The following is a 25,165-nucleotide window of genomic DNA, read 5'->3' as shown; positions in this document are numbered from 1 at the left end:
GCCCCGGAAGCATTCACGCCCGCGGTGTGCGCCGGCGCTGGCTCGACGCGGAAACCCTACCCGGATCGGGCCGCGAATCAGGGTTGCCGTGCCGGTTCGACGAGTTCCAGCAACACCCCACCGGTGTCCTTGGGATGGACGAAGTTGATCCGCGACCCCGCGGTACCCCGCCGGGGTGCGTCATAGAGCAGCCGCAGCCCCCGTTCGCGGAGCACGGCGCCCACCCGGTCGACGTCCTCGACCCGGTACGCGAGCTGCTGGATTCCGGCACCCGAGCGGTCCAGGAACTTCGCGATCGCCGAGCTCTCGCTGATCGGCGCCAGCAGCTGCAGCTGGGCGCTCTCCGGCTGCTGCGCACCAGTGCCCAGCATCGCCTCCTCGACACCCTGCTCCTCGTTCCGCTCCCGGTGCAGCAACCGCCAGCCGAGGGTCTCGGTGTGGAAGCGGATCGCCTCATCCAGGTCGGGCACCGCCAGCCCGACGTGATCGATGCACACGAAGAGGTCGCTGATGTTCTGCATGGGCCCAACACTGGCACGTCGCGACCGGGTACGCAGCGCTAGGGTGGGCTGGCAACGATCGTTTCGCAGGCGCGGGCACTGCTGCCCGGGAGGAGGCAATCTGATGGGTTCGGTGATCGTCGGTGGTGCGCGTACGCCGATGGGCAAGTTGCTCGGTGAGCTGAAGTCGCTCAGCGGCGTCGACCTCGGTGCGGTGGCGATCTCCGGTGCCCTGGAGCGCGCCGGCGTGGCCCCCGATCAGGTGGAGTACGTGATCATGGGCCAGGTGCTGCAGGCCGGCGCCGGCCAGATGCCCGCGCGGCAGGCCGCGGTGAAGGCCGGCATCCCGATGTCCACCCCGGCGGTGAACATCAACAAGGTGTGCCTGTCGGGACTGAATGCGATCGCAATGGCCGACCAGCTGATCCGCGCCGGTGAAGCCGACATCGTGGTCGCCGGTGGCATGGAGTCGATGACCAATGCCCCGCATCTGCTGCCGAAGTCCCGGGAGGGCGTGAAATACGGCGATGCGACGCTGCAGGACTCGATGTCCCACGACGGGCTCTGGGACGCGCTCACCGACCAGTCGATGGGTGCGCTGACCGAAGAGGTCAACAAGGACAAGCAGCCGCACTTCACCCGGGCCGAGATGGATGCCTTCGGCGCCCGCTCGCACCAGCGGGCCGCGGCGGCGAAGGACAAGCTCGCCGAGGAGATCGTCGAGGTGCGCATCCCGCAGCGCCGCGGCGACGACATCGTGGTGACCGCCGACGAGGGCATCCGCGGCGACACCACCGCCGAGGGACTGGGCAAGCTCCGCCCGGCCTTCGCCAAGGACGGCGAGATCACCGCCGGCTCGTCCTCGCCGATCTCCGACGGTGCCTGCGCGGTCGTGGTGATGAGCAAGGAGAAGGCCGCCGAGCTGGGCGTCGAGGTGCTGGCCGAGATCGGCGCCCACGGCATGGTCGCCGGCCCCGACTCCTCGCTGCAACTGCAGCCCTCGCACGCCATCGTCGCCGCCGCCAAGAAGCAGGGTGTCGACCCGGTGAAGTTCGATCTCTACGAGGTCAACGAGGCGTTCGCCGCGGTCGGACTGGCCTGCGGCCGCGATCTGGGGATGAGCGACACCGAGATCGATGAGAAGGTCAACGTCAACGGCGGTGCGATCGCGCTCGGCCACCCGATCGGGATGTCCGGTGCGCGACTGGTCTACACCCTGGCCAAGGAACTGCAGCGCCGTGGCGGCGGCACCGGCGTGGCCGCGCTCTGCGGTGGCGGCGGCCAGGGCGATGCGCTGATCATCACCGTGCCCGGCGAGAAGTCGAACCCGGCGTGACCGATTCCCGGGTGGCCGAGCTGGTCGAGGCGGCCCGGGCCGGCCGGGTCCGGGCCATCGCCCGGTTGATCAGCCTGGTCGAGAACAACGCCCCGGAACTGCCGGAGGTGCTGCGGCTGCTCGCGCCGCACACCGGGCGTGCACATGTGATCGGCCTGACCGGATCGCCCGGGGTGGGCAAGTCGACCACCACCACGGCCCTCGTCGCGGCGTACCGCGACCAGGGGCTGAAGGTCGGCGTACTCGCCGTCGACCCGTCCTCACCCTTCTCCGGCGGCGCCGTGCTCGGCGACCGGGTGCGGATGCAGAAGCACTCCACCGATTCCGGGGTCTACATCCGCTCGATGGCCTCCCGTGGGCACCTCGGCGGCCTGTCCACCGCCGCCCCGCAGGCGCTGCGCGTCTTCGACCTGGCCGGCTTCGACGTGGTGCTGGTCGAGACCGTCGGCGTGGGGCAGTCCGAGGTCGAGATCGCCGGCACCGCGGACACCACGCTGGTCCTGCTGGCCCCCGGGATGGGGGATGGGATCCAGGCCGCGAAGGCCGGGATCCTGGAGATCGGTGACCTCTTCGTGGTCAACAAGGCCGACCGGGACGGTGCGCAGAACCTGGTCCGGGAGCTGCGCACGATGATCGCGATGGCCGAGCGGACACCCGAGGACTGGAAGCCGCCGATCGTGCGGACCGTGGCCAGCGCGGGGGAGGGCATCGACGAACTGGTCGAGAAGATCGCCGCCCACCGCGCGCACGGTGAGGAGACCGGGCGGCTCGCCGAACGTCGACTGGCCCGCTCCCGGGACGAGATCCAGCAGCTGGCGCTGGCCAGCGTCCGGGCCAGCTTCCTGGCCGGCGGCCGCCGCGGGCTGGACGAGCTGGCGGCCCAGGTGCGCGACGGCAGCCTCGACCCGTACGCCGCAGCGGACCGGTTGCTGGCCGAGGTCGGCGCCGACCAGGTGGAGATCACCAGCTGATGTCGATCGGTCCCGCCCGGCGTGCCCTGACCGGGGGATCGCCGCGATTGCGGTAGAAAGGGGCCCCAGTACTGCGGCACTTCCCTACTTCCCCATGCCGCGGCACAGACGGAGGGTGTATGTCAGGCGCAGTGAAAAAGATCCTGGTGTTCCTGGTCGTCGGTTTCTGCCTGTTCTACCTGGTGACCCGGCCCGAGGATGCGGCGAACGCGGTCCGGGGGTTCTTCGGCGCCTTCGACGCCCTGTTCCGGTTCTTCACCACACTGGCCCGGTGAGGCCGCGGTGTTCGGCGCGCTGACGCAGTTCTTCGACCCGCAGGTCGAGCGTCACCTGATCGCCGACGAGGGTGAGGTCATCGTCGACGAGGTCCGCCGGCATCCGATGGCGATCGCCTGGCCGGTGGTCGGGCTGTTCGGCTGCATGGTGCTGTTCATCGCGATGCCCTATCTCGGGCAGGCCTGGTTCATCCCCGGGGTGATCGGGATCGCGCTGCTGGCCCGCTGCCTGTGGCGGATCCATTCCGAGCACATGGACCGGTTCGTGATCACCAACATGCGGGTCTTCCGGGTGCATGGGGTGTTCTCCCAGCACACCGCCACCATGCCGATGCAGCGGATCCTCGACATCGCGGTGAACAAGCCCCTGCTGGGTCGGATCTTCGGCTACGGGCATTTCATCTTCGAGTCCGCGGCCCAGGACCAGGGCCTGCGTGACATCCGCTTCGTCGGTCGCCCCGACGAGCGGGATCTGACCATCCAGCGGGTGATCCAGCGCTCCGGTGCCCGCCGCAGCTTCACCAACCTCGGCGGGACCCAGTGAGTCGGGGGCCGTTGCCGTTCGACCCGATCGAGCGGGGTGCCGAGCAGTGGGAGCGCACCTATGGCGAGATGCCACGGATGCGGGCGGTCACCTCACTGATGCGGGTGCAGCAGCTGCTGCTGACCGAGCTGGATGAGCTGGTCCGTCCTTTCGGGCTGACCTTCGCGCGCTATGAGGTGCTGGTGCTGCTGTCCTTCTCCCGGCGCGGATCGCTGCCGCTGGGCAAGATCTCCGAACGGCTGCAGGTGCATGCCACCTCGGTGACGCCGGTGGTGAAGCGGCTGGCCGAGGCGGGGTTGATCGATCGCCGACCGCATCCCGAGGACGGCCGGGCGGTGCTCGCCTCGTTGACCGATCGCGGGCGTGCGGTGCTGGAGCAGGCCACCGCGGCGATCGTCGGGGCCCGGTTCGGGCTGGGTGCGCTGAGCGAGGAGCAGTGCGACCAGCTGTCCGCGATCCTGGCCGACGCCCGTTCGGCCGCCGGCGACTTCTGAGCGGGGCGGAGCGCCCGATGCGGATCCTCACCGTCAGTGACTCCGACTCCTTCCTGAAATGGGCCACGGCCACCTTCGAGGAGGTGCCCGCGGACTGGCGGGTGCGGCATCTGGTGCTGGACAACGTGATCGCGCCGTCGGCGGCCCAGGTGGCCGCGGTGCGTGGCGGGTTCCCGACCGAGCGGGGCGGGGTACGCCGGTTGGTCGAGCTGGCCGGTGGTTCCGGGCCGGCGGGGCGTCGGCCCGATGCGATCGTGCTGGCGTGCACGGGGCCGGCGCTGGAGGTCGTGATGTCGGTGCTGGCGCGCAGTGGTGCGCTGCGGGCGCGGCCGGGGCGACCGCGGCCGGTGCTGGTCGGCGGTCTGCCCGGGATCTCCTATCCGGCCAACGATCTGGCGATCCGGCACCGCCGCGATCTGGACCTGATGCTGCTGCACTCGCATCGTGAGGTGGCGGCCTACGCCGAGGTGGTGGGGCGCCTCGGCGGCCCCGAGCTGGCACTGGCGACGCTCCCGTTCCTGGCCGAGGTGCGCCGGGGGCTGGCATCGGCGGCCCCGGTGCGGGATCGGCGGGCGGTGGTGTTCGCGGCCCAGTCGCTGGTGCCGGCGGCACCCGCGGACCGGCAGCGCATCCTCACCGCGCTGGAGCGGTTGCCGACCGAGCTCGATCCGGTGGTCAAGGTGCGAGCGGTGGCGGGGGAGCGGCAGGCGCACAATGAGGCGTACCCCTATCAGCGGCTCTGGGCGGAACGCCCGGATCACCTGCGGAAGTTGGATTTCCGGGCCGGCCGGATGGCCGACGCGCTGGCCGGGGCGTACGGGTTCGCCACCGTCTCCTCGACCGCCGCGATCGAGGCGATCGCGGCCGGCGTGCCCAGTCTGGTGCTCGGTGACTTCGGGGTGAGTGCCGAGCTGATCAATCTGGTGTTCACCGATTCCGGCCTGATCGGCACCCTCGACGACCTGTCGGCCGGGCGGTTCCGCGATCCCGATCCGAGCTGGCTGCGGGACAACTACTTCCAGCCCGAGTCCGACAACACCTGGCGGGAACGGCTGGAAACCCTTGTCCAGCAGCGATCCGCGCTGCCGCCGGTGCGGTTTCGCGGGCTGGGCGGGTTGCTTCCGCAGGCACGTCGGTTCCTGCGCCTGCTGCCGGATCCGCGGAATCGCTCAGCTGGTTGAGATCTCCTGGAGCACCCGGGCGCCGTCGGGATGGGCGGCGAGCACCCGTTCGCAGAGCTCGCGGACCGCACCCTCGCCACCGTTGTGCTGCAGCACCACCCGGGCCCGGCTGCGCACCTGCGGATGCGCGTCGGCGACCGCGACCGGCCAGCCGACCAGGGACATCGGGCCGAGATCGTTCACGTCGTTGCCGGCATAGGCGATCCGCTGCAGCGGAATGCCGGCGCCCTCGGCCCACTCGCGGACCGCGCGGGACTTGTCGTCGACCGCCTGCAGCACCTCGACACCGAGCTTCGCGGCGCGGGCGGTGACCACCGGATTCCTTTCCCTGGAAAGGATGAGCAGCGGAATCCCGGCGCGGCGCAGCAGCGAGACACCCATCCCGTCGGAGCGGGAGACCCGGACCGATTCGTGCCCGTCCTGCCCGAGGTAGGCGGTGTCGGGGGTGTGCACGCCGTCGAAATCGGTGATCACCGCGGCCACGTCGATGGCGTCCACCGGGCCCTGGCCGTCGGCGGCCGGCACTCGATCCAGGACGCCGGCGAAGGCATCGGCGAGGGCCAGTTCCTCGGCGGTGTCGATCTCCAGCGAGGCCAGCTCGGAGACCTTGACGACCTCGGTACGCCCGAAGAAGCGGTGCTGGGCGGCCTGGAACCCGTCCACCCGCATCACATAGAACGCACCGGTCTCCCGGTAGTCGGGGCGGCGGTCCTGGCGGCGGGGTCGGAACGCGGCGTCGTGGTTCTGACCGACCATCGTGCCGGTGCCGGGTTCGACACCCGGATCGGCGTCCCGCCACAGGAACTCATAGGTCTCGACCCCGGAGAAGGCCGAATCGGCCCGGCCGCCGGCCACCAGCTCGACGCCGGTGTCCAGGTCCTGCCCCGAGATGAAGGGGCTGGTGCACTGCACGAAGACCAGTGTGGTCGGATCGACCCCCCGCTCGGTGATCACGGTCAGGCCGTGCAGCAGGGCCGATTCGCTGCTGGCGGTGCTGCCCGACAGATCCGCCGGCCGCTCGATGATCTCGGCACCGGCTTCGCGGGCCACCCGGGCGATCTCGGCATCGTCGGTGCTGACGAAGATCCGGTCGATCCGCCGCGCCGCTCGGCAGGCCCGGACGGCCCGCGCGACCAGCGGGATGCCGCCGATCGGCCGCAGGTTCTTGCCCGGGACGCCGACGGAGCCGCCGCGGGCAGGGATGATCGCCACCACACTCATAGGCCCCTAATCTAGGGCAGATGCCCGCCCGCGCCGGCTGAGCGAGCGCCAGCGAGTCGAAGGGATCTGGGCATGGGCAGTCATGGTGGTGGTGCCGTGGCGGTGGCTGGCCTGGTTGTGTTGGCCGCGTGATCGGGACGGCTGCACCGCCCCGGGCCCTGGTGTGCTGGGCCCGGTCCTACCAGAGCGGTCTGCGAAATCTGCGGCTCGATCGCAGAATCGGCCGATCTGGGTACCGGTTGGAGATCGAGCCGCAAATTTCGGTGGGCTGAGCGGGCGAGAGCGTGCGGAATCCTATTCCTGGTGGGGAATCAGGGCAGGTTGGGATTCCGGCGGAGCCGGCTTCTTTGGTCGCTTCGTCTGCTTCGCGGACTGCTCCGATGCGGCTCGGTGGTTTGCCTGGTCGCGGGCAGCCTGGCGTAGGTCGCGGAGGCGTTGGTTCTTGCGGGCGCGGCGGAGTCGCTCGCGTTCGCGGGCTTCGTCGGCTGCTTGTTCGGCTTCGGCCTGTTCCCTATCCAGCTGGGTTCGCCCGTTGCCGAGGGTGTCGCGGAGGAGTTGTTCGGTTCGGGAGAGTGAGGCGGCCGGGTCGTTGATCAGGTGATCGGGTGGTGGATGGTTCCAGGTGCCGTGGTGGCTGACCCATGCTTCCTGCCCTGCGGGTGTTTTCCAGTGGAACACCCCGGGTGAGGGTTGCTCGAGAATGAACCCGGCGTGGGTTCTGGCGCGGTGCGAGGTCCGGTTCAACGGTCCGAGGTTGTCCGAGCTGGTCGGACCCTCGGGTGCGGGGATCGTGTGATCGAGGTCGATGCCGCGGCCGAACGCGGAGCGATTCGAGCGGGGGAACATCACATACCGGTCGCGGAGTTTGACGCGCATGGCGAGCTCGTCGCTGGGTCGGTAGGTGTTCACCATCACCGGGGCGGCCAGATCGATCACCGGCCGCACTTTCACGGTCCCGGTGCAGCGCTCCAGCAGTTCCTTCAGGTGCTGGAGGGTGACCGGGCCGAGCTTTTCGCCTTCGCCGCCGCGGCGGTTGGCGAGGTCTTTCTGGTGGACGTGCAGGATCAGCTCCGCGCCGTGCCGGCACCGTTCGGAGGTGGGTGTGACGATCTCCCCGTGCTTGTTGACCACCTCACCCGTAGGCGTGACGGTCGCGCCGTCGAACAGCGAGGGCTGGAGCAGTTGCCGGGCCCGGTCGGGATGCGCGAGATGGCCGAGGGCTTCGGCGCGGAGTTCGTCCCTGGACCCGTCGGCACCGCCGGCTTTGAGGATGTCGGCGAGGCGATCCAGGGTGCCGTTCAGGTGGGCGGCGTCACCGGCGTCGAGGTTGGCGTAGAGGTCGGTGATGCCGGGAGTATGCCGGCTGGGGGTGAACTCGACGCGGCGTTGCTTCTTCGCGGCCTGGCGTTCGGCTTCTTTGTTGTCGTTGAGCATCAACGCGACCTGGGCCTCGGTCGTCGCGACCGCGCGCTTCGGAGTGAGGGGCACCAGCCGGAGTGACCACAGGGAGTCGAACTCGCGGGCCTGGGTGAAGGACAGCTGCAGCGCGGCGCGGGAGACATCGCGGGCGACCCAGACGGGGATGTCGCAGTCCAAGGTGGCCTGCCACAGGATCGGATGCCGATGCCGCAGGTTGAGTACGTCGGCGGTCCAGACCTGCGCCGTCTCGGGCGAGCAGCCCAGTGACATCGCCAATTCGAGGTGGAAGAACTCGGTGATGCCGGGGGTGCCGTCCGCGCCGGGGAAGACGAGCTGTTCGCCGTGCAGGACTCTCGCGGTGAGTTCGTCGGTGTGGGTGTTGAGGCCGGAGTAGGTGTCGCAGGCGGCGGCGATCGCAACGAGGCGGCGGGCTTCGGTCTGGGCGATCTGCTCGCTTTCGGCGCGGATCGCGGCGAACACTTCGGCTCGTGGGTTGGTGGTCATCTCTGGTCACCTCCTCTCATCTGCCACGTCTAACAATAGCACACATGTACGACTCTGCACCCAAAGGTTTTGATCTTTTCTGGGGCTTGGTTTCGACTCGTCGCTGCGCTCCTCGCTCAACCGGCGTACTCGGGTTCATCTCGACACGGTCGCTGGGCGACCTACTCGATGAACGTGGGGGTGTGCGGGGTTCATCTCGACACGGTCGCTGGGCGACCTACTCGATGAACGTGGGCCTCAGGCGTAGTCGGCGCTGGTGGTGCGCAGCACCCACAACGTGCCACCGCTCGGTGAGGTGGAGGCGGTGTCGGTGGTCCCCTTGGCCTTGGCGTTGTAACCGAGGGTGAGGTAGGTGCCGGCGGACAGTTCGACGCTCGAGGGATTCGCCTGGTCGTCGGCACCGGAGTCGTAGATCGGCACCACCGTGCCCTTGACCCAGTTCTGGGTGGGGTTGCTGATCATCATCCCGACGGTGGGTCGGCGGGCCTGTGCCTTGTCGCCATAGGTGAACAGGACCTTGCCGTCGCTGGTCTTGAGCAGATGGTGGGAGTTGGCGAGTACGCCGGTGAAGGACTGGTAGCGGTAGGTCGGGGTGGCCACATAGGCGTCCCACCAGGCGATGATGACCGGCGAGCCACCGCCGTCCTGCTCGGCCCGGACGCCGCAGACGATGGTGTTGCCGAACTGGACGAAGCTGGGTTCCTGGTAGGCACGGCCGACGGGGTTGTTGTTCTGGATGATCCGCTGGGGCGATTCGATCGTGATGAGCTTGTTCGTCGGTGCATCCCAGCGGGTCCGGACGAACCAGGCACCGCCGCTGGTACCGGTGGTGTAGAACGGCACCAGCACCTCGTTGGTGCGAGTGCCGCTGGCGGCCAGCGCGAGTGGGGAGCCGTGCGAATACTTCACGGTGATGCCGCTGGTGACGACCTCGACGGGATCGGTGAACCGGGTCCAGCCGGGCTTCCAGGCGGATTGATAGACCTTGCCGGCGGGGGTGAAGAAGGTCATCACCACGCTGCCGTCGTTCATCTTGCCGATCTTCGGATCGCGGGTGTCGATGCCGGACATCGTGCCGGGGTTGGCCAGCGCGGGCGTCGGTGTGGACCAGGTTCTGCCATCGGTGGAACCGAAGGAGAGCTGGATCGTGCCGATGCTGCCGGCGTGTGAGGTGGCGCGGTGCCAGACGGCCATCAATCGGCCGTCGTTCAGCTTCAGGATGTCGGGGAAGCGGGCCTCGTAGTCACCGGGTTCCTGGACGATCTTGGCGTAGAACGTCGCAGCCGCCTTCGCGGTCAGCGTGAAGCCACCGGCGGCGAGTGCGCCGAGCGAGGTGGCGGCCAGCAGGGTACGACGGGTGATCGGCATGGTTCTCCTCGGATCGCTGGTGACCCGTACCACCGTGCCACCCTGACCCCGGGTTCGTCCAGAGTTGTGGAACGGTGTTTCACGATGTGGCTCACCCATGTTCATCGAGTAGGTCGCGCAGCGACCGTGTCGAGATGAACCTCCGCTGCGGCTCATCTCGACACGCTCGGCATTGCTCCGCTTCGCTGCGCATGCCGAGCTACTCGATGAGCGTGGGATTCGCGTGAATCAGCCGCGCAGGGAGTCGTCGGTGTATTCGGGGCCGGCGGAGCCCTGTTCCTCGCGGGCCCGCAGTTCGACGCGGCGGATCTTGCCGGACACGGTCTTCGGCAGTTCGAAGAACTCCAGCTTCCGGATCCGCTGGAAGGGTGCCAATCGTTCCCGGGCGAAGGTGAGGATCGCCAGCGCGGTCTCCTCGCTCGGTTCGTGACCGGCGGCCAGCGCGACGTACGCCTTCGGCACCGCCAGGCGTACCGGATCGCTCGCCGGCACGACAGCCGCCTCGGCGACCGCCGGATGCTCGATCAGCACCGACTCCAGCTCGAACGGCGAGATCTTGTAATCGCTGGCCTTGAAGACATCGTCGGTACGCCCGATGTAGGTGATGTAACCCTCCGCGTCCCGACTGGCCACATCACCGGTGTGATAAAAGCCGCCGGCCATCGCCTCGTCATTGCGGCCGTCGTCACCCAGATAACCGGTCATCAGCGCCAGTGGGTGGTCGGCCAGATCCAGGCACAACTCGCCCTCACCGACCCCGTCGACACGCTCCCCGCTGACCGGATCCACAAGCACCGAAGGGATTCCGGGCAGCGGCCGGCCCATCGAACCGGGGCGTACCGGTTGCCCCGGAGCGTTCGCCAGCTGCGCGGTGGTCTCGGTCTGGCCGAACCCGTCGCGCACCGTCAGCCCCCAGTGCTGATCCACCTGGGCGATCACCTCGGGGTTCAGCGGCTCACCCGCGGCGAGTGCCTCGCGCAGCGAACCCGGCCGCTCGCCGAGATCGTTCTTGATCAGCATCCGCCACACCGTCGGCGGTGCGCAGAAGGAGGTGACCCCCTGCTCGGTCAGCACCCGCAACAGGGTCGCGGCGTCGAACCGGGCGTAGTTGAACACCACCGCGGTGGCCTGCGCGATCCACGGTGCGAAGAAGTTCGACCAGGCGTGCTTGGCCCAGCCCGGCGAGGAGACGTTCAGATGCACATCGCCCGGCTGCAGTCCGAGCCAGTACATCGTCGAGAAATGCCCGACCGGATAGGAAACCTGGGTGTGCTCGACCAGCTTCGGCCGGCTGGTGGTGCCAGAGGTGAAGTAGAGCAGCATCCGATCATCCGGGGCGGTCCCCGGATGCGGCACCGGTGCATCGTCCACCCGGTCCGCATCGGCGTACGCCTGCCAGCCCGCCGGTGCCGCACCGACACAGATCCGCACCAGATCATCGGCCAGTCCGTCGAACTTCGCCACCTCGTCGGGGGTGCAGACGACCGCGCGGACGTTGCCGCGCTGCACCCGGTCCGCCAGGTCGGCCGACCCGAGCGCGGTCGTCGTCGGCAGCACCACCGCGCCGAGCTTGAAGACCGCCAGCATGATCTCCCACAGCTCGGTCTGGTTGCCCAGCATCACCAACACCGCATCACCGCGGCCGATGCCCAGCTCGGACAGCCAGCGGGCGAGCTGGTGGGAGCGGCGGGACAGCTCGCCATAACTTGCCTGGTGCGCCGACAGGTCGTCCTCGACGATGGTCAGCGCCGCCCGCTCCGGATGCTCGGCGGCGACCACATCGAACCAGTCATGGGCCCAGTTGAAGCGGTCGCCGATCCGTGGCCAGGTGAACTCGGCCACCGCGCGCGGCTGATCGGTGCGCAGCCGCAGCAGCTGGTCGCGGGCGGCCCGGTAGGCCGTCGTGGGGTCGTTCGGCTGGCTGTCGTTGACGTCGCTGTCGCTCACATCGTCATGAAACCACAGGGCCACCCGGGCCCACGAGACCCGTCAGTTGCCGCGGCGGGGGAGCCAGACCAGGGCGTCACCGACCGGTCGCGGTGCGGTGCCACTCGGCTGATTCACGATCTGATCGGGGGCGACCATCGTCGAGGAACCGCCGCCGTCCAGGTTGAGCGCATCGGTCAACCCGAAGTCGCGGGCCACCTGCGCGGTCTCCGGAATCGTGGTGCCGACGCTGGTCGGCTGGCGACCGTCGATCACGATCAGGGTGATGACGCCGTTGGCGTCGGTACCGGCGACGGTGCGCGGATTCCTGGCATAGAAGGAATCCCCGGGGATCGGTGTGGTCAGGTCCTTGCCGTCGCGGAGCAGCTCCACGCGGCCGTTGACCGCATAGGTGTGCGGCTTCAGCTTGATCGGCTCACCCGCGGCGTCGCGCAGCTGGCTGGCGATGTCGATGCAGCCGGTGGCGAGTTGCTGCAGGGCGGCCACGTCCGCACCGGTCGCCTGGATCGAGGTCTCCCCGGCGGCCAGAGCGGTGCCGCGGACCGGAGCGCTGCGCACCACGCAGTTGTCCCGGTTCAGGACCAGCTCCAGACCCGCGCCCTCGGGCGTACGCGCCGCGAACTCGGGGGTGAAGCGCACCGTCTGGTCGACGGCCGGCGGATGGTTGATCGCCTCCAGTGGGGTGCGGGTGCCGCTCTCGCGGTCGGTCAGGGTGCCGGTCCAGGAGGTTCGGGTGATCCGCAACCGGTTCTGCTTGGCGTCGAAGATCAGATCCGACTCGCGGTCATAGGTCGTCGGCTCGCTGAGCAGTTCGCCGGCGCGCACCGACAGGCCCACCGGATCGCCCGGGTATTGCCGGTCGGCGGTGAAGGTGAAGAAGCTGCCGTTCACCGCGGCCAGTCCGCCGGCGTAGCGGTTCAGCACGTCCACGGTCTCGGTGCGGGCGATGTCCGGGCCGTCGGTGGCGACGAGCTGGCCCTTCGCACGCTGCGGATCGATCCGCAGCGCCCAGACCCGCCAGGGGCCTCGGGTGGTGGTCTCGTACTCCGCCGGCACCGCGGTCCCGCTGCCGCGCACCACCTGGGTCAGCGTGACCCCGGGGGCCAGGTCGGTGCTGGTGCGGGTCTCCGGCAGATCGGCGTCGCCGAGCCGCAGGCGGTCGGCGATCGGTGCGCTCGGGCCAGGTGCGGCCTGCGCGGCGGGTACGCCGAGGGTGAGGGCGAGCATCGAGGTGAGGGCGCCGGCGAGCAGGCGGGCGGGGCGTACGCGCATCAGATGACTCCTGGGGGTGGGTGCGAGCGGTGCCCAATCCATCAGCGGAAACCGGCATCCCGGCGTACTCCGGGTGTCCGGCAGGTGACGCCTTGGTGAGACTCGGCTCATCGGGGAACCCTCGCCGCACCGCGGATGGAAAATAGTAGGAGGCCCTAGTATTTTGGAGTGAGATGTCGCGCACAATGGTGCGTGAGGCATGTACCGACGGAGGTAGTGATGGCTGAGACGACCGGACACGACCGCTGGCTCGCCGCCTGGCAGCAGGCCGTCGACTCGGGCAAGGTGCGCGACGCCGACTTCAGCACGCTGTCGGGGCTCGAGGTGGAACCGGTCTACGGTCCCGCCGACGAGGCTGCGGACGAGCGGATGGAACGGATCGGCTGGCCGGGGGAGTACCCCTACACCCGCGGTCTGTACGCCACCGGCTACCGCGGCCGTCCCTGGACGATCCGGCAGTTCGCCGGCTTCGGCAACGCCCGGCAGACCAACGAGCGCTACAAGATGATCCTCGGCGCGGGCGGCGGCGGGCTCTCGGTCGCCTTCGACATGCCGACGTTGATGGGCCGCGACTCCGACGATCCCCGCTCGCTCGGTGAGGTCGGGCACTGCGGGGTGGCCATCGACTCGGCCGCCGACATGGAGATCCTGTTCGACGAGATCGACCTGGAACAGGTCACCACCTCGATGACCATCTCCGGTCCCGCGGTGCCGGTGTTCTGCATGTACCTGGTCGCCGCCGAGCGGCAGGGCCGCGACATCACCAGGCTGAACGGCACCCTGCAGACCGACATCTTCAAGGAGTACATCGCCCAGAAGGAGTGGCTGTTCGCCCCCGAACCGCATCTGCGGCTGATCGGCGACCTGATGGAATACACCTCCCGCGACATCCCGGCGTACAAGCCGCTGTCGGTCTCCGGCTACCACATCCGCGAGGCCGGGGCGACCGCCGCCCAGGAGCTGGCGTTCACCCTCGCCGACGGTTTCGGCTACGTCGAGCTGGGCCTGTCCCGTGGGCTGGACGTCAACGTGTTCGCGCCCGGGCTGAGCTTCTTCTTCGACGCGCACATCGACTTCTTCGAGGAGATCGCCAAGTTCCGCGCCGCCCGCCGGATCTGGGCGCGCTGGATGCGCGACCACTTCGGCGCCACCTCGCCCAAGGCGCAGTGGCTGCGCTTCCACACCCAGACCGCCGGCGTCTCGCTGACCGCGCAGCAGCCCTACAACAACGTGGTCCGCACCGCGCTGGAGGCGCTCAGCGCGGTCCTCGGCGGCACCAACTCGCTGCACACCAATGCCCTCGACGAGACCCTGGCGCTGCCCAGTGAGCGGGCCGCCGAGATCGCGCTGCGCACCCAGCAGGTGATCGCCGAGGAGACCGGGGTGCTGAACGTGGCCGACCCGCTCGGCGGTTCCTGGTACGTCGAGGCGCTCACCGACCGGATCGAGGCGGAGGCGGAGAAGATCTTCGCGCAGATCCTCAAGCTCGGCGAGCAGGCCCAGCCGGACGGCGAGCACGAGATCGGCCCGGTCACCTCCGGGCTGCTCCGCGGGATCGAGGAGGGCTGGTTCACCGGTGAGATCGCCGATTCGGCGTTCATCGCGCAGACCCTGCTGGAGAAGGGCGAGAAGCGGATCGTCGGCGTCAATGCGCACACCTCCTCGGTGACCGGGGAGCTGGAGATCCTGCGGGTCTCGCACGAGGTCGAGCGCGAGCAGGTACGCCTGCTCACCGAGCGGCGCGGTACCCGCGACCAGGCCCGGGTGGACGCCGCCCTGGAGCGGATGCTGGGCGCGGCCCGCGGCAGCGAGAACATGATCGAACCGATGCTCGAGGCGGTCCGCGCCGAAGCCACCCTCGGCGAGATTTGCAACACCCTGCGCGCCGAATGGGGCGAATACACCGAACCCGCGAATTTCTGAACGTTCATCGAGTAGCAGTCCATGCGGAGCTTGCGGAGCAATGGCTGCGTGTCGAGATGAACCGGTTCCGCTCGCTCGAGTCCTCTCGACACGGCCGCGGGCGGCCTACTCGAGGATCCTGGGTGCGGATCAAGCCTCGGTCTGAGTGACCTGTTCGGCCTTCTTCCGCTCGGCATCGGCCTGTTCGCGGATCTTGCGGGCGCGCGCGACCCGGCGTTCGCGGGCCTGCCGGTTCGCCGTCGAGGCGCGCGCATCGCGGGGCGGCAGCTGCAGCGTACGCTCGGCATGCAGGCCCGCCTGCAGCTCGCGGGAGCGCTCCAGTTCGGAGTCGAACTCGGCCCCGAAGACCAGGGCACAGTTGGACAGCCAGATCCACAGCAGGAAGACGATGATGCCGCCGAGGGTGCCGTACATCTTGTTGTAGTTGGAAAAATTCGACACATAGATGCCGAAGCCGGCCGAGACCAGCAGCCAGGAGCCGAGCGCGATCCCGGCACCGAGGCTGAGCCAGCGGAACTTCGGCTGGCGCACGTTCGGCGTCCAGTAGTAGAGCACCGCGATCAGTGCCACCGCGACCAGCAACAGCAGCGGCCACTTGACCAGATTGAACACCTGCCGGCCGAGCACGCCGAGACCGAGCAGCCAGGTGACCCGTTCGGCGATCGGGCCGGAGATCACCAGGCCGACCAGCAGCACCGCGACCAGCACCAGCACCACGATGGTGATCGCCAGCTGCTGCACCTTCAGCCAGAGGAACGGGCGGCCCTCGTCGACCTCGTAGACCCGGTTCATCATCCGGGCGAACGCGCCGACATAGGCCGACCCGGACCAGACCGCGCCGAGCAGACCCGCGATCAGCGTCCAACCGGAGAAATCGGACTGGACCAGGCTGAGCAGCAACCCCTCGATGATCCCGACGATGTCGGCCGGGGCGATCGCGGTCAGCACTTGCAGCAGCGCCGGTACCGTGCTGCGCGCCTGACCGAGCAGGCCGAGCAGTGACACCACCGCGAGCAGGGCCGGGAAGAGCGCCAGCACGCCGTAGTATGTGAGCCCGGCAGCCAGATCGGTGCACTCGTCGCGGAGGAACTCCGCACCGGCCCGGCGCACCGCGGACCGCCAGCCGATGCGACTCAGCTGGTACCAGCGGCGCGGCTTGCGCGGGTCGTCCGGATCCGGGGCGCTGGCCCGGACCGCTGCGGAACCTTCGACTGCCATGCCGCCATTTTTGCAGGTCAGCCGGGGTTGCTCCGGGAGGCGACCGCGGACACCAGTCCGGTGCCGTCACCGGCGCGTACGCCCGCAGCGAGCCCGTCGGTTCCGGCGGCCGCGACCAGCGGTCGGGGTACGCCGACCAGCGGTGCCAGCAGGCGGTGGGTGAAGGTGTGGCCGACCAGCTCGATGCCCTCGCGGCGCAGCAGTTCGGCCATCAGCAGGGTCTGCAGCGGGCCGTGCACGACCAGCCCCGGATAACCCTCGTGCGCGGCCCAGCCGAGGTCGTAGTGGATCCGGTGCGCGTTGAAGGTGAGGGCGGAGAAGCGGAACAGCAGCGCCTCATCCACGCCCAGCTCCAACCGCGGGCCGGGCCAGGATTCCTTGCTGGGTTCGGGATCCTCGGCCGGCAGCGCGGCGCCGCCGGGAGCGCGGTAGACGATGTCCTGCTCCTCGACGACACCGGGTCGGTCGGCCTGGCTGATCGTGCTCCGCACGGTGGCGAAGGTGAGCGGACCGGAGCGGCCCTGCTTCTCCCGCACGTCGACCACTTCGGTCACCTTGGTGGCGGGTACGCCGAGCCGCAGCGGTCGCAGCGTGGTGATCCGGCCGCCGGCGAACATCCGGCGCCGCCCGGGTCCGGGGGGTGCCGGGATGCCGGTGGTGGGGTGGCCGTCGGGGGAGAGGTCGGCGGTCCGGGGGCGCGGCAGCAGATGCAGCCAGTGCCACAACGGCGGCAACAGCTCGTCCGCAGGTGGGTCGATGTCGAGGAGCGCGGCCAGCGCCTCGGCGGGCTCGGGGGCCAGCACCTCGGTCCGGGTGAGTTGTTCGGTCATTGCCGGATTCCTTTCCCGGTGGGATCTGCGCGGGCCAGCAGCTGCCGGGCGCGGGTCAGCACCGGGGCGTCCACCATCACCCCGTCCACCCGTGCCGCCCCCGTGCCGTCGGCGGCGAGCACCCGGGTGGCCCAGTCCAGCTCGGCCGGCTCCGGACGCAGGGCGTCATGGGTCGGTTCGACCTGCCGGGGGTGGATCAGCAGCTTGCCGGTGAACCCCAGCTCGACGGCATGGTGGATGTCTTCGGTGAGGGCGGCGGGATCGTCCAGGGCCGAGGTGACGCCGTCGATCGGCGCCGGCTTGTCCGCCAGCCGGGAGGCCAGCACCAGGGTGCTGCGGGCGGTGAGCATGGCGGTCCGTGAGGGCGCGCAGCCCAGGTCGGCGGCGAGATCGAGATGGCCCAGGCAGAGACGGGTGACCGCCGGCTCGGCGGCGACCTCGACGGCCCGATGCAGGCCGAGCGCGGTCTCGATCAGCGCCAGCACGGGCCGGCCGGTCGCCTCCGCGATGGACCGGATCTGCTGTGGATCCTCGGCCTTGGGCAGCAGCACCGCCGTCAGCCGGTCGGCGGGAATCCCTGTCAGGGCGGCACGATCGGCGGCGTGCTGGGGCGTACCGGCGGCGTTGATGCGGACCACGATCGGCACGCCGGTGGCTTCGACTCCCTCGTTCCTCGGTCGCTCAACCAGCGCCGTGGTGACCGCGTCCCGGGCCTGGTCCTTGTGGTCGGGGGCGACCGCGTCCTCCAGATCGAGGATCACCGCATCGGCGCCGGCGGCGAGCGCCTTGTCGAAGCGATCCGGGCGGTCACCCGGTACGAACAGCAGCGAGCGTGCCGAGCCGAGAGCCACGCTCACGGGGCCACCGTGCCACGCTTCATCAGCTGGCCCACGATGACATTGCGCTGGATCTCGTTGGTGCCCTCGCCGACGATCATCAGCGGGGCGTCGCGGAAGTAGCGCTCCACATCGAACTCGGTGGAATAGCCATAGCCACCGTGGATCCGCAGCGCACTGGTCGCGTTGCGCAGGCCGACCTCGGAGGCGAAGAGTTTCGCCATCCCCGCCTCGAGATCGGCGCGCTCACCGGAGTCGTAGCGGCGGGCCGCATGCTGGGTGAGCTGCCGGGCGGCCTCCAGTTCGGTCGCCATGTCGGCCAGCAGGTTGCCGACCGCCTGGTGTTTCCAGATCGGTTTGCCGAAGGTCTCCCGTTCGGTGGCATAGCGCATCGAATCCTCCAGGGCGGCGCGGGCCACGCCCAACGCCCGGGAGGCGACCTGCAACCGGCCGACCTCCAGCCCGCGCATCATCTGCGCGAAACCGCGGCCCTCCTCACCACCGAGCAGGGCCGAGGCCGGGACCCGGGCACCGTCGAAGGACAGCTCGCAGGTCTCCACCCCCTTGTAACCCAGCTTGGACAGATCCCGGGAGACGGTGAACCCCGCCAGCCCACCGTCGTCGGGGTGGGTCTCGACCAGCAGGATCGAGATGCCGCGGTGCGGCGGGTCGGCCTCCCGGTCGGTCTTGCAGAGCAGCGCGATCAACCCGGAGCGGCGGGCGTTGGTGATCCACATCTTGGATCCGTTCACGACATAGTCGTCACCGTCGCGCCGGGCATGGGTGCGCATCGCCTGCAGATCCGAGCCCCCGCCGGGTTCGGTGAGCGCCATCGTGGCACGCAGTTCCCCGGTGGCCATCCGCGGCAGGTAGCGGTCCTTCTGCTCGTCGGTGCCGTAGGCCAGCAGCAGCTTGCTCACCACGGTGTGCCCGCCCATCGCTCCGGCGAGCGTCATCCAGCCGGTGGCGAGTTCTTCGGTGATCTGGCAGTACGCCGGGGTGGAGAGTGCGGTATCACCCCAGGGTTCGGGGATCGCCAGCCCGAAGATACCGAGCTGCTTCATCTGCTCGATCCATTCTTCGGGGTAGCTGTTGGCGTGTTCGACCTCGTTGACCTTCGGCCGGACATCGCGGGTGATCCAGTCGCGGATCACCGCGATGATCTCGCGCTCCTCCTCGGTCATGCGGTTTCTCCTTCGGTTCGTGGGCGGGGCAGGGTGCCGCGGAACAGCTCCGCGGATTCCTGCCAGGTGAGCTGTTCGGGCCGGATGTCCAGGCCACGCAGGCATTCTTCGACCTTGCGGCGCAGCTCCTGTTTGGTCGGCGGCCGGGTGGGTGAGCCCGGTGGCAGGTCGAGCTCGGCGGTGCGTTCACCCCGATCCTCGGTGACGGTGATGTGCACCCGACCGGTCAGCAGACCTTCACCGCCGTCGGTGAGTTCGGTCTCGACCAGTTGCAGCAGGCGCTGTGCCGCGGGCCGGTTCACCGCCTCGTCGCCGAACTCCCAGAAGCCGGGGAAGTCGTCCAGCAGGGCGGTGGCGGCGGCGTACTCGAGGGAGAACTTGCCCTCCAACCCGGTCTGCGGTCGGTGCGACTGCAGCGGCACTACCGAGGCGGCCGGGGTGCGCAGCCGGATGCCGGTCACCGACTCCGGGTCGAGACCCTCGCGCAGCCCGGCGATCGCGGTGATCGGCCGCTGCAGGGCATAGCAGGCGGGGTGGATCTTGATCGCCAGACCGTCCGGGACCGCCGGGGATCGCTGCGAGAGCACCGGATCCGCCGGATCGCCGCCGAGCAGGGTGAGCCACCGCTGCACCGCTGCCGGGTTGGCGCGGGCGCCGTCGCGGGCCAGTCGGGCGGCGCGGATCCCGGCGTCGGCGGCCAGCCCGATCTGGATCGACTTGGCATCGGTGCCGAAGGCGTCCTGGACCCCGCCGGCGGCGGGCACGGCCAGGGCGAGCGCCATCATGGTCGCCTCGGTGTCCAGGCCGAAGCAGGAGGCCGCCGCGGCGGCGGCACCCAGTGCACCGGCGGTGGTGGTGGCGTGCCAGCCCGCGGAGTAGTGCCGCCAGCCCAGTGCGGTCCCGATCCGGGCCATCACACCGGCCCCGGCCAGGAAGTCCCGCGGGCCACCGCCGAGGGCGAGCACCACCGGGATGCAGACGGTGGAGATGTGGGTGGTCGACGGCATGTGCAGATCGTCGAAGTCGAGCACGTGGCAGGCGACCGCCCACCGGCCCGCCTGATCGAGGGCGCCGACCTTTTCCAGCACCGGATGGGAATGCGCGGCCAGGCCGACGGCGACGGTGTCGACCAGTTGGCGGTCGGCCAGCGCGAGATCCTCGGTGCTCGGTTCGAACGTGGTGGCCCAGTCGGCGAGGGCACGTGCGGTCATCATCGGGCCTCCTCCTCGGTGGTGGTCGGTACGCCGAACTCGGCGAGCACGGCATCGGTGTGCTCGCCCACCCGCGGGATCGGACCGAGCACCGGTTCCTGGTCATCGAGCATCGCGGGCGGCCGCAGCGCACGCAGCGGTCCGGCGGGGGAGTCGTAGCTGCGCCAGCGATCCCGCGCTTCGAGCTGTGGGTGGGCGGAGAACTGTGCCATGTCCCGCAACCGGGCGTTCGCGATCTGGGCGGCCTCCAACCGGCGCTCCACCTCATCGATCGGCAGTTCGGTGAAGACGGCCTCCAGGTATGCCGTCAGCTCGGCCCGGTTGCGGACCCGGTCGCTGTTGCGGACGAACCGGGGATCGGTGGCCAGCTCGGGCTGACGCAGCACCTGTTCGCAGAACCGCGCCCACTCGCGTTCGTTCTGGATGCCGAGGAAGATCTGCTGCTGCTCGGCACAGTGGAACGGCCCATAGGGGGCGATGGCGGCGTGCGAGGCACCCGTTCGGGGCGGTTGCGAATCGCCGTATTCGGCGTAGTTGTAGGGAAATCCCATCCACTCGCCGAGGGCCTCCAGCATCGGCACCTCGATGGTCGCCCCGCCGCCACCCCGCTCCCGGCGCAGCAGCGCAGAGAGGATGCCGGAATAGGCGTACATCCCGGCGGCGATGTCGGCGACCGAGATGCCGACCTTGCTCGGTGTCTCCGGCGTACCGGTCAGCGAGACCAGACCGGCCTCACACTGCACCAGCAGGTCGTAGGCCTTCTTGGTGGCGTACGGGCCGGTGGACCCGTAACCGGAGATCGAGACATGGATCAGTTCCGGTCTGCGGTCACGCTGCTCCGCGGCACCGAAACCGAGTCGGTCGGCGGCACCCGGGGCGAGGTTCTGGATGAACACGTCGGCCCGGTCGACCAACGCCTGCAGCGTTTCCCGGCCCCGGTCGCTCTTCAGGTCAAGGGCGACCGACTCCTTGCTGCGGTTCAGCCAGACGAAGTGACTGGCCAGCCCGTGCACGGTCTCGTCATAACCGCGGGCGAAATCACCGACCTCGGGGCGCTCGATCTTGAGCACCCGGGCGCCCTGATCGGCGAGCTGGCGGGTGGCGAACGGAGCGGCGACGGCCTGCTCCACGGCGACGACGGTGATTCCTTCCAGGGCGCGCATTCCGAGCGCTGGCATCTATTGACCCCCGATGAGAGCGGTGGACAGGGCGGGTACGAAGGTGACGATCAGCAGGCCGGCGAGCAGCACCAGGGCCGAGGGCAGGGCTGCCTTGGCCACTTTGAGCACGCTCATCCGGGACAGCCCGGAGGCGACGAACAGGTTCAATCCGAGCGGCGGGGTGACCATGCCGATCTCCAGGTTCATCACCATGATGATGCCCAGATGGATCGGGTTGATGCCCATCTGGGTGGCGATCGGCAGCAGGATCGGGGCCAGGATCAAGATGGCCGAGGAGGTCTCCATGAAACAGCCGACGATCAGCAGGATCACGTTGATCAGCAGCAGGAACTGCCACGGGCGCAGGTTCATCTCCTCGATGGCCCCGGAGATCTGCAGCGGGATCCGTTCCTGGGTGAGCACGAAGGAGAACAGGATGCCGTTGGCGATGATGAACATGATCATCGCCGAGGTCTTCGCCGAGGCCAGGGTGATCTCACCGAGCCGCTTGAACGGCAGCTCGCGGTAGATGACCAGCGAGACCAGCAGCGAATAGAGCACCGCGACCGCGGCCGCCTCGGTGGGGGTGAAGAAGCCGTTGTAGATGCCGCCCAGCACGATGACCGGCAGCAGCAGCGCCAGGATCGCGCTCTGGAATGCCTTGAACCGGTCCTTGGCGGACTTCACCCCGAGGGTGCTGGAGTTGTCGCCGTAACCCTTGCGGCGGGAGATGACCAGCGCGACCGCGATCAGCATCAACCCGGCCAGGATGCCGGGGATGATGCCGGCGACGAACAGGTCACCGATGTTGGACTCGGTGGCGATGCCGAAGACGATCAGCGGGATCGACGGCGGGATGAGGATGCCCAGCGATCCGGAACTGGCGATCAGGCCGGTGGAGAACTGTTTGCTGTAGCCGTGCGCGACCATCGCGGGAATCATGATCGTGCCGACCGCGACGACGGTGGCCGGTGAGGAGCCGGAGACCGCGGCGAAGAACATGCAGGACAGCACCGCGGTGATCGCGAGCCCACCACGCAGATGACCGACCAGGGCGGCGCCGAAGTCGGTCAACCGTCTGGAGATCCCGCCCCGGGACATGATGTTGGCGGCCAGCACGAAGAACGGGATGGCCATCAACGGGAAACTGTTCAACGCGTTGAACAATCGCTCCGGGACCTGGGTCATCGGGGTGAGCGTGAAATAGAAGATGTAGAAGATCGAGGTGAGCCCCAGGGCCACCGAGATCGGCGCGGACGACAGCAGCAGCAGGAACAGCAGGACCAGCAGCAGGATGGTGGCGAGAGTCATCGGTCGCTCCGATCGCCGTCGAGATTGGGATTCCGGGCGGCCAGATCGCTCTGGTCGAACCCGGCCGCGGCCAGCTCGTCGGCGTACACGTCGCGACCGATCTCGTCGCGGGGCGTACGCCAGGTCCGCCAGGCCAGCTCCAGCGAACGCAGCGCCATCAGGGTGAAACCGATCGCCACCGACAGCTCCAGCACCCACAACGGCAGCTTCAGAGCCGGGGTGATGGTGCGCCGGGAGAACGGTTCGGCGATCAGCATCCAGGAGAGCACCGCCAGGCTGACCATGTAGCCGATGGTGACCAGCCGGCCGATCAGCGTGATCGCCTTGCGGGCGGTGCCTTTCAGCAGCACCGGCAGGATGTCGATGTTGACGTGTTCATCGGAGCGCAGGGTGGCGACCGCGCCGATGAAGGTGGAGTAGATGATCAGATAGATCGTCGCCTCCTCGGCCCAGAAGACGACCGCGCCGGTGAGGTTGCGGAGCACCACCGAGACGATCGCGATGACCGCCGCGGCGGCCAGGGTGGCCACCGCCAGGGTGTTCTCCACCGACGTGAGGATTCTGTTCAACTGCTTCATGATCGACTCACCTCCCTCAGCGCAGCTTCTTGCGGGCGAGCAGTTCGTCGACGATCTCCGGGCCGATCGCGTCGCGATACTGCAGATAGACCGAGGGCAGCACCGCGTCCCGCAGCGTCTGCCGCTGCTCTGGGGTGAGGGAGACGATCTCGGTGTTCCCGGTCGCCTCGATCTTCTTGCGGGATTCGAGTTCGAGCTGGGCGGAGCGTTCCCGGTTCACCCGGCTGGCCTCGGTGGCACTGGCCTCGACATCGCGCTGCAGATCGGGGGGAAGCTCGTCGAAGAAGGACTTGTTGATGATCAGCACGTAGCCGATGTAGCCGTGGTCGGAGGCGGTGATGTATTTCTGCACCGTGTGCATCTTCTGTGACTGGATGTTGGACCAGGTGTTCTCACCACCGTCGATGACACCCTGCTGCAACCCGTTGTAGACCTCGGCGAAGGCCAGTGGGGTGGGGATTCCACCCCACTTCTCGAACTGGGTGCGCAGCACGTCCGAGGGCTGGATGCGGTATTTCTTGCCGACCATGTCGGACGGGCTGACGGTGCGGTTGTTCGAGTGGATCTGCTTCATCCCGGAGTCCCACAGGCCGAGCACCTTCATGCCCTTGGCCTCCAGATCCTTGTTCGCATAGATCGCCCGGCCGACCTGGGTGTCGGGGGCGGCGACCTGCGGGATCTCGTCCGGGGTCTCGAACAGATAGGGCAGATCGAGCACCTGCAGGGCCGGGGCGACGGTGGTGAACTTGGCGCTGGCCGGTGCGAGCATCTGCACCGAGTTGGACTGGATGGCCTGCATCTCGTCCTTGTCGCCATAGAGCTCGGAGTTCGGATAGACCTGTACCCGGACCCGGCCGTTGGTCCGCTTCTCCACATCGGCGGCGAAGAAGTCGGCGGCCTGACCCTTGGGGGTGGCGGCCGTGGTCACGTGGGCGAACTTGATCGTGTAGGTGCCGCCCGCGTTCATCAGGGCGCCGCGGACGCAGCCGGTCGCGCTCAGACTGAGCACGGCGACCGCTGCTGCGGTGAGGGTTCTGCGGAACTTCATCGTTCCTCCTGTCGTGGTCTTTCCTTTGTCGATTGGCGTTTCAGGCTCGGCCGAGATGCAGCACGTGGGTGTAGTGCGAGGGCAGATAGTCGCTGACGGCGTACTCCATCGGCGTATCGGTGTGGTCGGTGTAGGTGCGTTCGATGTGCAGCACCGGGTCGCCGCTGTGGCAGTCGAGCAGGGCCCGGGCCTGCTCGGTGGCCAGGGCGGCGGTGATCCGCTGCTCGGCATCCCGGAGCGCGAATCCGTGCTCCTCCAGCAGGCCGATGATCGTGCGGTCGACGCGCGCGCCGGGGGTGCTCAGCGCCGGTACGCGTTCCAGCGCCGCACCCTGCTTCGGCGGCAGCCAGACCGTGGTGGCGCAGAAGCACTCGCCCTCGTGCCAACGGCGGAAGGTGACGGTGTAGAGCAGTCGCTCGGAGACCTTGAGCCGTTCGGCGGCCTGGGGGTCGTAGCCGCCGGCGAGCGGGGTGACCACCTCGAGCTGGCTGTCCGCGCTCAACCCGATCAGATCGGCGATCGAGCCGAAATGGCGCTGGTAGCGGCGTCCCGGGGGAGAGGCGAAGGTGCCGCGGCCGGCGCGCCGGGTGACGAGCCCCTCGTTGACCAGTTCCAGGAAGGCCCGGCGCACGGTCTGCCGGGACAGCCCGAACTGCTGGGCCAGCGCGGTCTCGGTCGGCAGCGGTTCGTCGGGTGGGAAGGCGTTGTCGAGGATCCGGTCGCGGAGCTCGCGGGCCAGGTGCTGGTACGCCGTCTCGCCGACGCGTCGCTCACCCCAGTCCATGCCCTCCCCGTCCCCTGCTCGATGAAATGTGCGGCCAATCTAGATTTGGC

Annotated in this window: 23 protein-coding genes; 7 read left to right on the top strand and 16 right to left on the bottom strand. The window is 69.0% G+C overall.

What is annotated here, in order from left to right; all coding sequences use genetic code 11:
• Positions 1-77: 77 nt before the first annotated feature.
• On the bottom strand, positions 78-521 hold the full coding sequence (mce, locus tag BI335_RS14775) for a methylmalonyl-CoA epimerase (RefSeq protein ID WP_094431810.1): 444 nt from the start codon (positions 519-521) through the stop codon (positions 78-80).
• A 103-nt stretch (positions 522-624) separates the two neighbouring features.
• Between mce and BI335_RS14770 the strand changes: the two genes are divergently transcribed.
• The 6 genes from BI335_RS14770 to BI335_RS21565 all read left to right on the top strand — a co-directional run bounded on the left by BI335_RS14770 (position 625) and on the right by BI335_RS21565 (position 5,301).
• Positions 625-1,836, top strand: coding sequence for an acetyl-CoA C-acetyltransferase (locus tag BI335_RS14770; RefSeq protein WP_172421918.1), 1,212 nt, complete (start codon positions 625-627; stop codon positions 1,834-1,836).
• On the top strand, positions 1,833-2,807 hold the full coding sequence (gene meaB / locus BI335_RS14765; protein WP_094355351.1) for a methylmalonyl Co-A mutase-associated GTPase MeaB: 975 nt from the start codon (positions 1,833-1,835) through the stop codon (positions 2,805-2,807). The genes BI335_RS14770 and meaB overlap by 4 nt, the downstream gene beginning before the upstream one ends.
• 119 nt (positions 2,808-2,926) lie before the next feature.
• Positions 2,927-3,082, top strand: coding sequence for a hypothetical protein (locus tag BI335_RS21570; protein ID WP_166646683.1), 156 nt, complete (start codon positions 2,927-2,929; stop codon positions 3,080-3,082).
• A 7-nt stretch (positions 3,083-3,089) separates the two neighbouring features.
• Positions 3,090-3,626: a PH domain-containing protein gene (locus tag BI335_RS14760; RefSeq protein WP_094400962.1), complete on the top strand. Its 537-nt coding sequence runs from the start codon at positions 3,090-3,092 to the stop codon at positions 3,624-3,626.
• The gene (locus BI335_RS14755; RefSeq protein ID WP_229117768.1) at positions 3,623-4,120 is read left to right on the top strand and encodes a MarR family winged helix-turn-helix transcriptional regulator; all 498 of its coding nucleotides are present in this window, start codon (positions 3,623-3,625) and stop codon (positions 4,118-4,120) included. Before BI335_RS14760 ends, BI335_RS14755 begins: the two co-directional genes overlap by 4 nt.
• Before the next feature lie 17 nt (positions 4,121-4,137).
• Complete coding sequence (locus tag BI335_RS21565) at positions 4,138-5,301, top strand: DUF6716 putative glycosyltransferase (RefSeq protein ID WP_094431808.1); 1,164 nt, start codon at positions 4,138-4,140, stop codon at positions 5,299-5,301.
• On the opposite strand, the gene BI335_RS14745 is transcribed toward BI335_RS21565, so the two are convergent.
• The 5 genes from BI335_RS14745 to BI335_RS14725 form a co-directional block, all read right to left on the bottom strand.
• Positions 5,290-6,522 (bottom strand): acylneuraminate cytidylyltransferase, encoded by a 1,233-nt coding sequence (locus BI335_RS14745; protein WP_094431806.1) that lies wholly within the window; start codon positions 6,520-6,522, stop codon positions 5,290-5,292. The two genes, BI335_RS21565 and BI335_RS14745, sit on opposite strands and share 12 nt — an antisense overlap.
• Positions 6,523-6,816: 294 nt before the next feature.
• Positions 6,817-8,445, bottom strand: a complete 1,629-nt coding sequence (locus BI335_RS14740; RefSeq protein ID WP_094431804.1) for a DUF222 domain-containing protein — start codon at positions 8,443-8,445, stop codon at positions 6,817-6,819.
• Positions 8,446-8,682: 237 nt separating this feature from the next.
• The gene (locus tag BI335_RS22110; RefSeq protein WP_208109120.1) at positions 8,683-9,813 is read right to left on the bottom strand and encodes a hypothetical protein; all 1,131 of its coding nucleotides are present in this window, start codon (positions 9,811-9,813) and stop codon (positions 8,683-8,685) included.
• 228 nt (positions 9,814-10,041) lie between these two features.
• Positions 10,042-11,760, bottom strand: a complete 1,719-nt coding sequence (locus tag BI335_RS14730; RefSeq protein ID WP_094431801.1) for an AMP-binding protein — start codon at positions 11,758-11,760, stop codon at positions 10,042-10,044.
• Positions 11,761-11,802: 42 nt separating this feature from the next.
• The gene (locus BI335_RS14725) at positions 11,803-13,032 is read right to left on the bottom strand and encodes a phosphodiester glycosidase family protein (protein ID WP_208109119.1); all 1,230 of its coding nucleotides are present in this window, start codon (positions 13,030-13,032) and stop codon (positions 11,803-11,805) included.
• A gap of 219 nt (positions 13,033-13,251) precedes the next feature.
• On the opposite strand from BI335_RS14725, the gene BI335_RS14720 reads away from it, so the two are divergent.
• Positions 13,252-14,955, top strand: a complete 1,704-nt coding sequence (locus BI335_RS14720) for an acyl-CoA mutase large subunit family protein (protein ID WP_094405199.1) — start codon at positions 13,252-13,254, stop codon at positions 14,953-14,955.
• Positions 14,956-15,084: 129 nt separating this feature from the next.
• On the opposite strand, the gene BI335_RS14715 is transcribed toward BI335_RS14720, so the two are convergent.
• From BI335_RS14715 to BI335_RS14670, 10 genes are read right to left on the bottom strand one after another with little or no spacing between them, the layout of a single operon-like run.
• Positions 15,085-16,173 carry a YihY/virulence factor BrkB family protein gene (locus BI335_RS14715; protein WP_094431799.1) on the bottom strand — a complete coding sequence of 363 codons (1,089 nt, stop codon included), beginning with the start codon at positions 16,171-16,173 and terminating at the stop codon, positions 15,085-15,087.
• 17 nt (positions 16,174-16,190) lie between these two features.
• Positions 16,191-17,003 (bottom strand): HTD2 family dehydratase, encoded by an 813-nt coding sequence (locus BI335_RS14710; protein ID WP_094431797.1) that lies wholly within the window; start codon positions 17,001-17,003, stop codon positions 16,191-16,193.
• Positions 17,000-17,860: an HpcH/HpaI aldolase/citrate lyase family protein gene (locus BI335_RS14705; RefSeq protein WP_094431795.1), complete on the bottom strand. Its 861-nt coding sequence runs from the start codon at positions 17,858-17,860 to the stop codon at positions 17,000-17,002. The genes BI335_RS14710 and BI335_RS14705 overlap by 4 nt, the downstream gene beginning before the upstream one ends.
• Complete coding sequence (locus tag BI335_RS14700) at positions 17,857-19,023, bottom strand: acyl-CoA dehydrogenase family protein (protein WP_094355342.1); 1,167 nt, start codon at positions 19,021-19,023, stop codon at positions 17,857-17,859. Before BI335_RS14700 ends, BI335_RS14705 begins: the two co-directional genes overlap by 4 nt.
• Complete coding sequence (locus BI335_RS14695; RefSeq protein ID WP_094431793.1) at positions 19,020-20,237, bottom strand: MmgE/PrpD family protein; 1,218 nt, start codon at positions 20,235-20,237, stop codon at positions 19,020-19,022. The genes BI335_RS14700 and BI335_RS14695 overlap by 4 nt, the downstream gene beginning before the upstream one ends.
• Positions 20,234-21,412, bottom strand: a complete 1,179-nt coding sequence (locus tag BI335_RS14690; RefSeq protein WP_229117765.1) for a CaiB/BaiF CoA transferase family protein — start codon at positions 21,410-21,412, stop codon at positions 20,234-20,236. Before BI335_RS14690 ends, BI335_RS14695 begins: the two co-directional genes overlap by 4 nt.
• On the bottom strand, positions 21,413-22,705 hold the full coding sequence (locus BI335_RS14685; protein ID WP_094431790.1) for a TRAP transporter large permease: 1,293 nt from the start codon (positions 22,703-22,705) through the stop codon (positions 21,413-21,415).
• Complete coding sequence (locus BI335_RS14680) at positions 22,702-23,283, bottom strand: TRAP transporter small permease (protein WP_094355338.1); 582 nt, start codon at positions 23,281-23,283, stop codon at positions 22,702-22,704. The genes BI335_RS14685 and BI335_RS14680 overlap by 4 nt, the downstream gene beginning before the upstream one ends.
• Before the next feature lie 16 nt (positions 23,284-23,299).
• Positions 23,300-24,331: a DctP family TRAP transporter solute-binding subunit gene (locus BI335_RS14675; protein ID WP_094431788.1), complete on the bottom strand. Its 1,032-nt coding sequence runs from the start codon at positions 24,329-24,331 to the stop codon at positions 23,300-23,302.
• Positions 24,332-24,371: 40 nt separating this feature from the next.
• A complete protein-coding gene (locus BI335_RS14670) occupies positions 24,372-25,115 on the bottom strand; it encodes a GntR family transcriptional regulator (protein WP_094400980.1) in 744 nt (247 codons plus the stop codon).
• Positions 25,116-25,165: the final 50 nt, after the last annotated feature.

It is taken from the genome of Enemella evansiae, from assembly GCF_002250705.1.
In the GTDB taxonomy this organism is placed as follows: Bacteria; Actinomycetota; Actinomycetes; order Propionibacteriales; family Propionibacteriaceae; genus Enemella; species Enemella evansiae.
Note: the sequence above shows the minus strand (reverse complement) of the source record. Positions and strands in the feature narration are given on the sequence as shown.

Coding starts and splice junctions, on each gene's coding strand:
- BI335_RS22110 (WP_208109120.1), bottom strand. CDS start 9,813: ATGCCGATCACCCGTCGTACCCTGCTGGCCGCCACCTCGCTCGGCGCA.
- BI335_RS14745 (WP_094431806.1), bottom strand. CDS start 6,522: ATGAGTGTGGTGGCGATCATCCCTGCCCGCGGCGGCTCCGTCGGCGTC.
- BI335_RS14675 (WP_094431788.1), bottom strand. CDS start 24,331: ATGAAGTTCCGCAGAACCCTCACCGCAGCAGCGGTCGCCGTGCTCAGT.
- BI335_RS14740 (WP_094431804.1), bottom strand. CDS start 8,445: ATGACCACCAACCCACGAGCCGAAGTGTTCGCCGCGATCCGCGCCGAA.
- mce (WP_094431810.1), bottom strand. CDS start 521: ATGCAGAACATCAGCGACCTCTTCGTGTGCATCGATCACGTCGGGCTG.
- BI335_RS14720 (WP_094405199.1), top strand. CDS start 13,252: ATGGCTGAGACGACCGGACACGACCGCTGGCTCGCCGCCTGGCAGCAG.
- BI335_RS14710 (WP_094431797.1), bottom strand. CDS start 17,003: ATGACCGAACAACTCACCCGGACCGAGGTGCTGGCCCCCGAGCCCGCC.
- BI335_RS14670 (WP_094400980.1), bottom strand. CDS start 25,115: ATGGACTGGGGTGAGCGACGCGTCGGCGAGACGGCGTACCAGCACCTG.
- BI335_RS14725 (WP_208109119.1), bottom strand. CDS start 13,032: ATGCGCGTACGCCCCGCCCGCCTGCTCGCCGGCGCCCTCACCTCGATG.
- BI335_RS21570 (WP_166646683.1), top strand. CDS start 2,927: ATGTCAGGCGCAGTGAAAAAGATCCTGGTGTTCCTGGTCGTCGGTTTC.
- BI335_RS14680 (WP_094355338.1), bottom strand. CDS start 23,283: ATGAAGCAGTTGAACAGAATCCTCACGTCGGTGGAGAACACCCTGGCG.
- BI335_RS14690 (WP_229117765.1), bottom strand. CDS start 21,412: ATGCCAGCGCTCGGAATGCGCGCCCTGGAAGGAATCACCGTCGTCGCC.
- BI335_RS14685 (WP_094431790.1), bottom strand. CDS start 22,705: ATGACTCTCGCCACCATCCTGCTGCTGGTCCTGCTGTTCCTGCTGCTG.
- BI335_RS14770 (WP_172421918.1), top strand. CDS start 625: ATGGGTTCGGTGATCGTCGGTGGTGCGCGTACGCCGATGGGCAAGTTG.
- BI335_RS21565 (WP_094431808.1), top strand. CDS start 4,138: ATGCGGATCCTCACCGTCAGTGACTCCGACTCCTTCCTGAAATGGGCC.
- BI335_RS14695 (WP_094431793.1), bottom strand. CDS start 20,237: ATGATGACCGCACGTGCCCTCGCCGACTGGGCCACCACGTTCGAACCG.
- BI335_RS14700 (WP_094355342.1), bottom strand. CDS start 19,023: ATGACCGAGGAGGAGCGCGAGATCATCGCGGTGATCCGCGACTGGATC.
- BI335_RS14715 (WP_094431799.1), bottom strand. CDS start 16,173: ATGGCAGTCGAAGGTTCCGCAGCGGTCCGGGCCAGCGCCCCGGATCCG.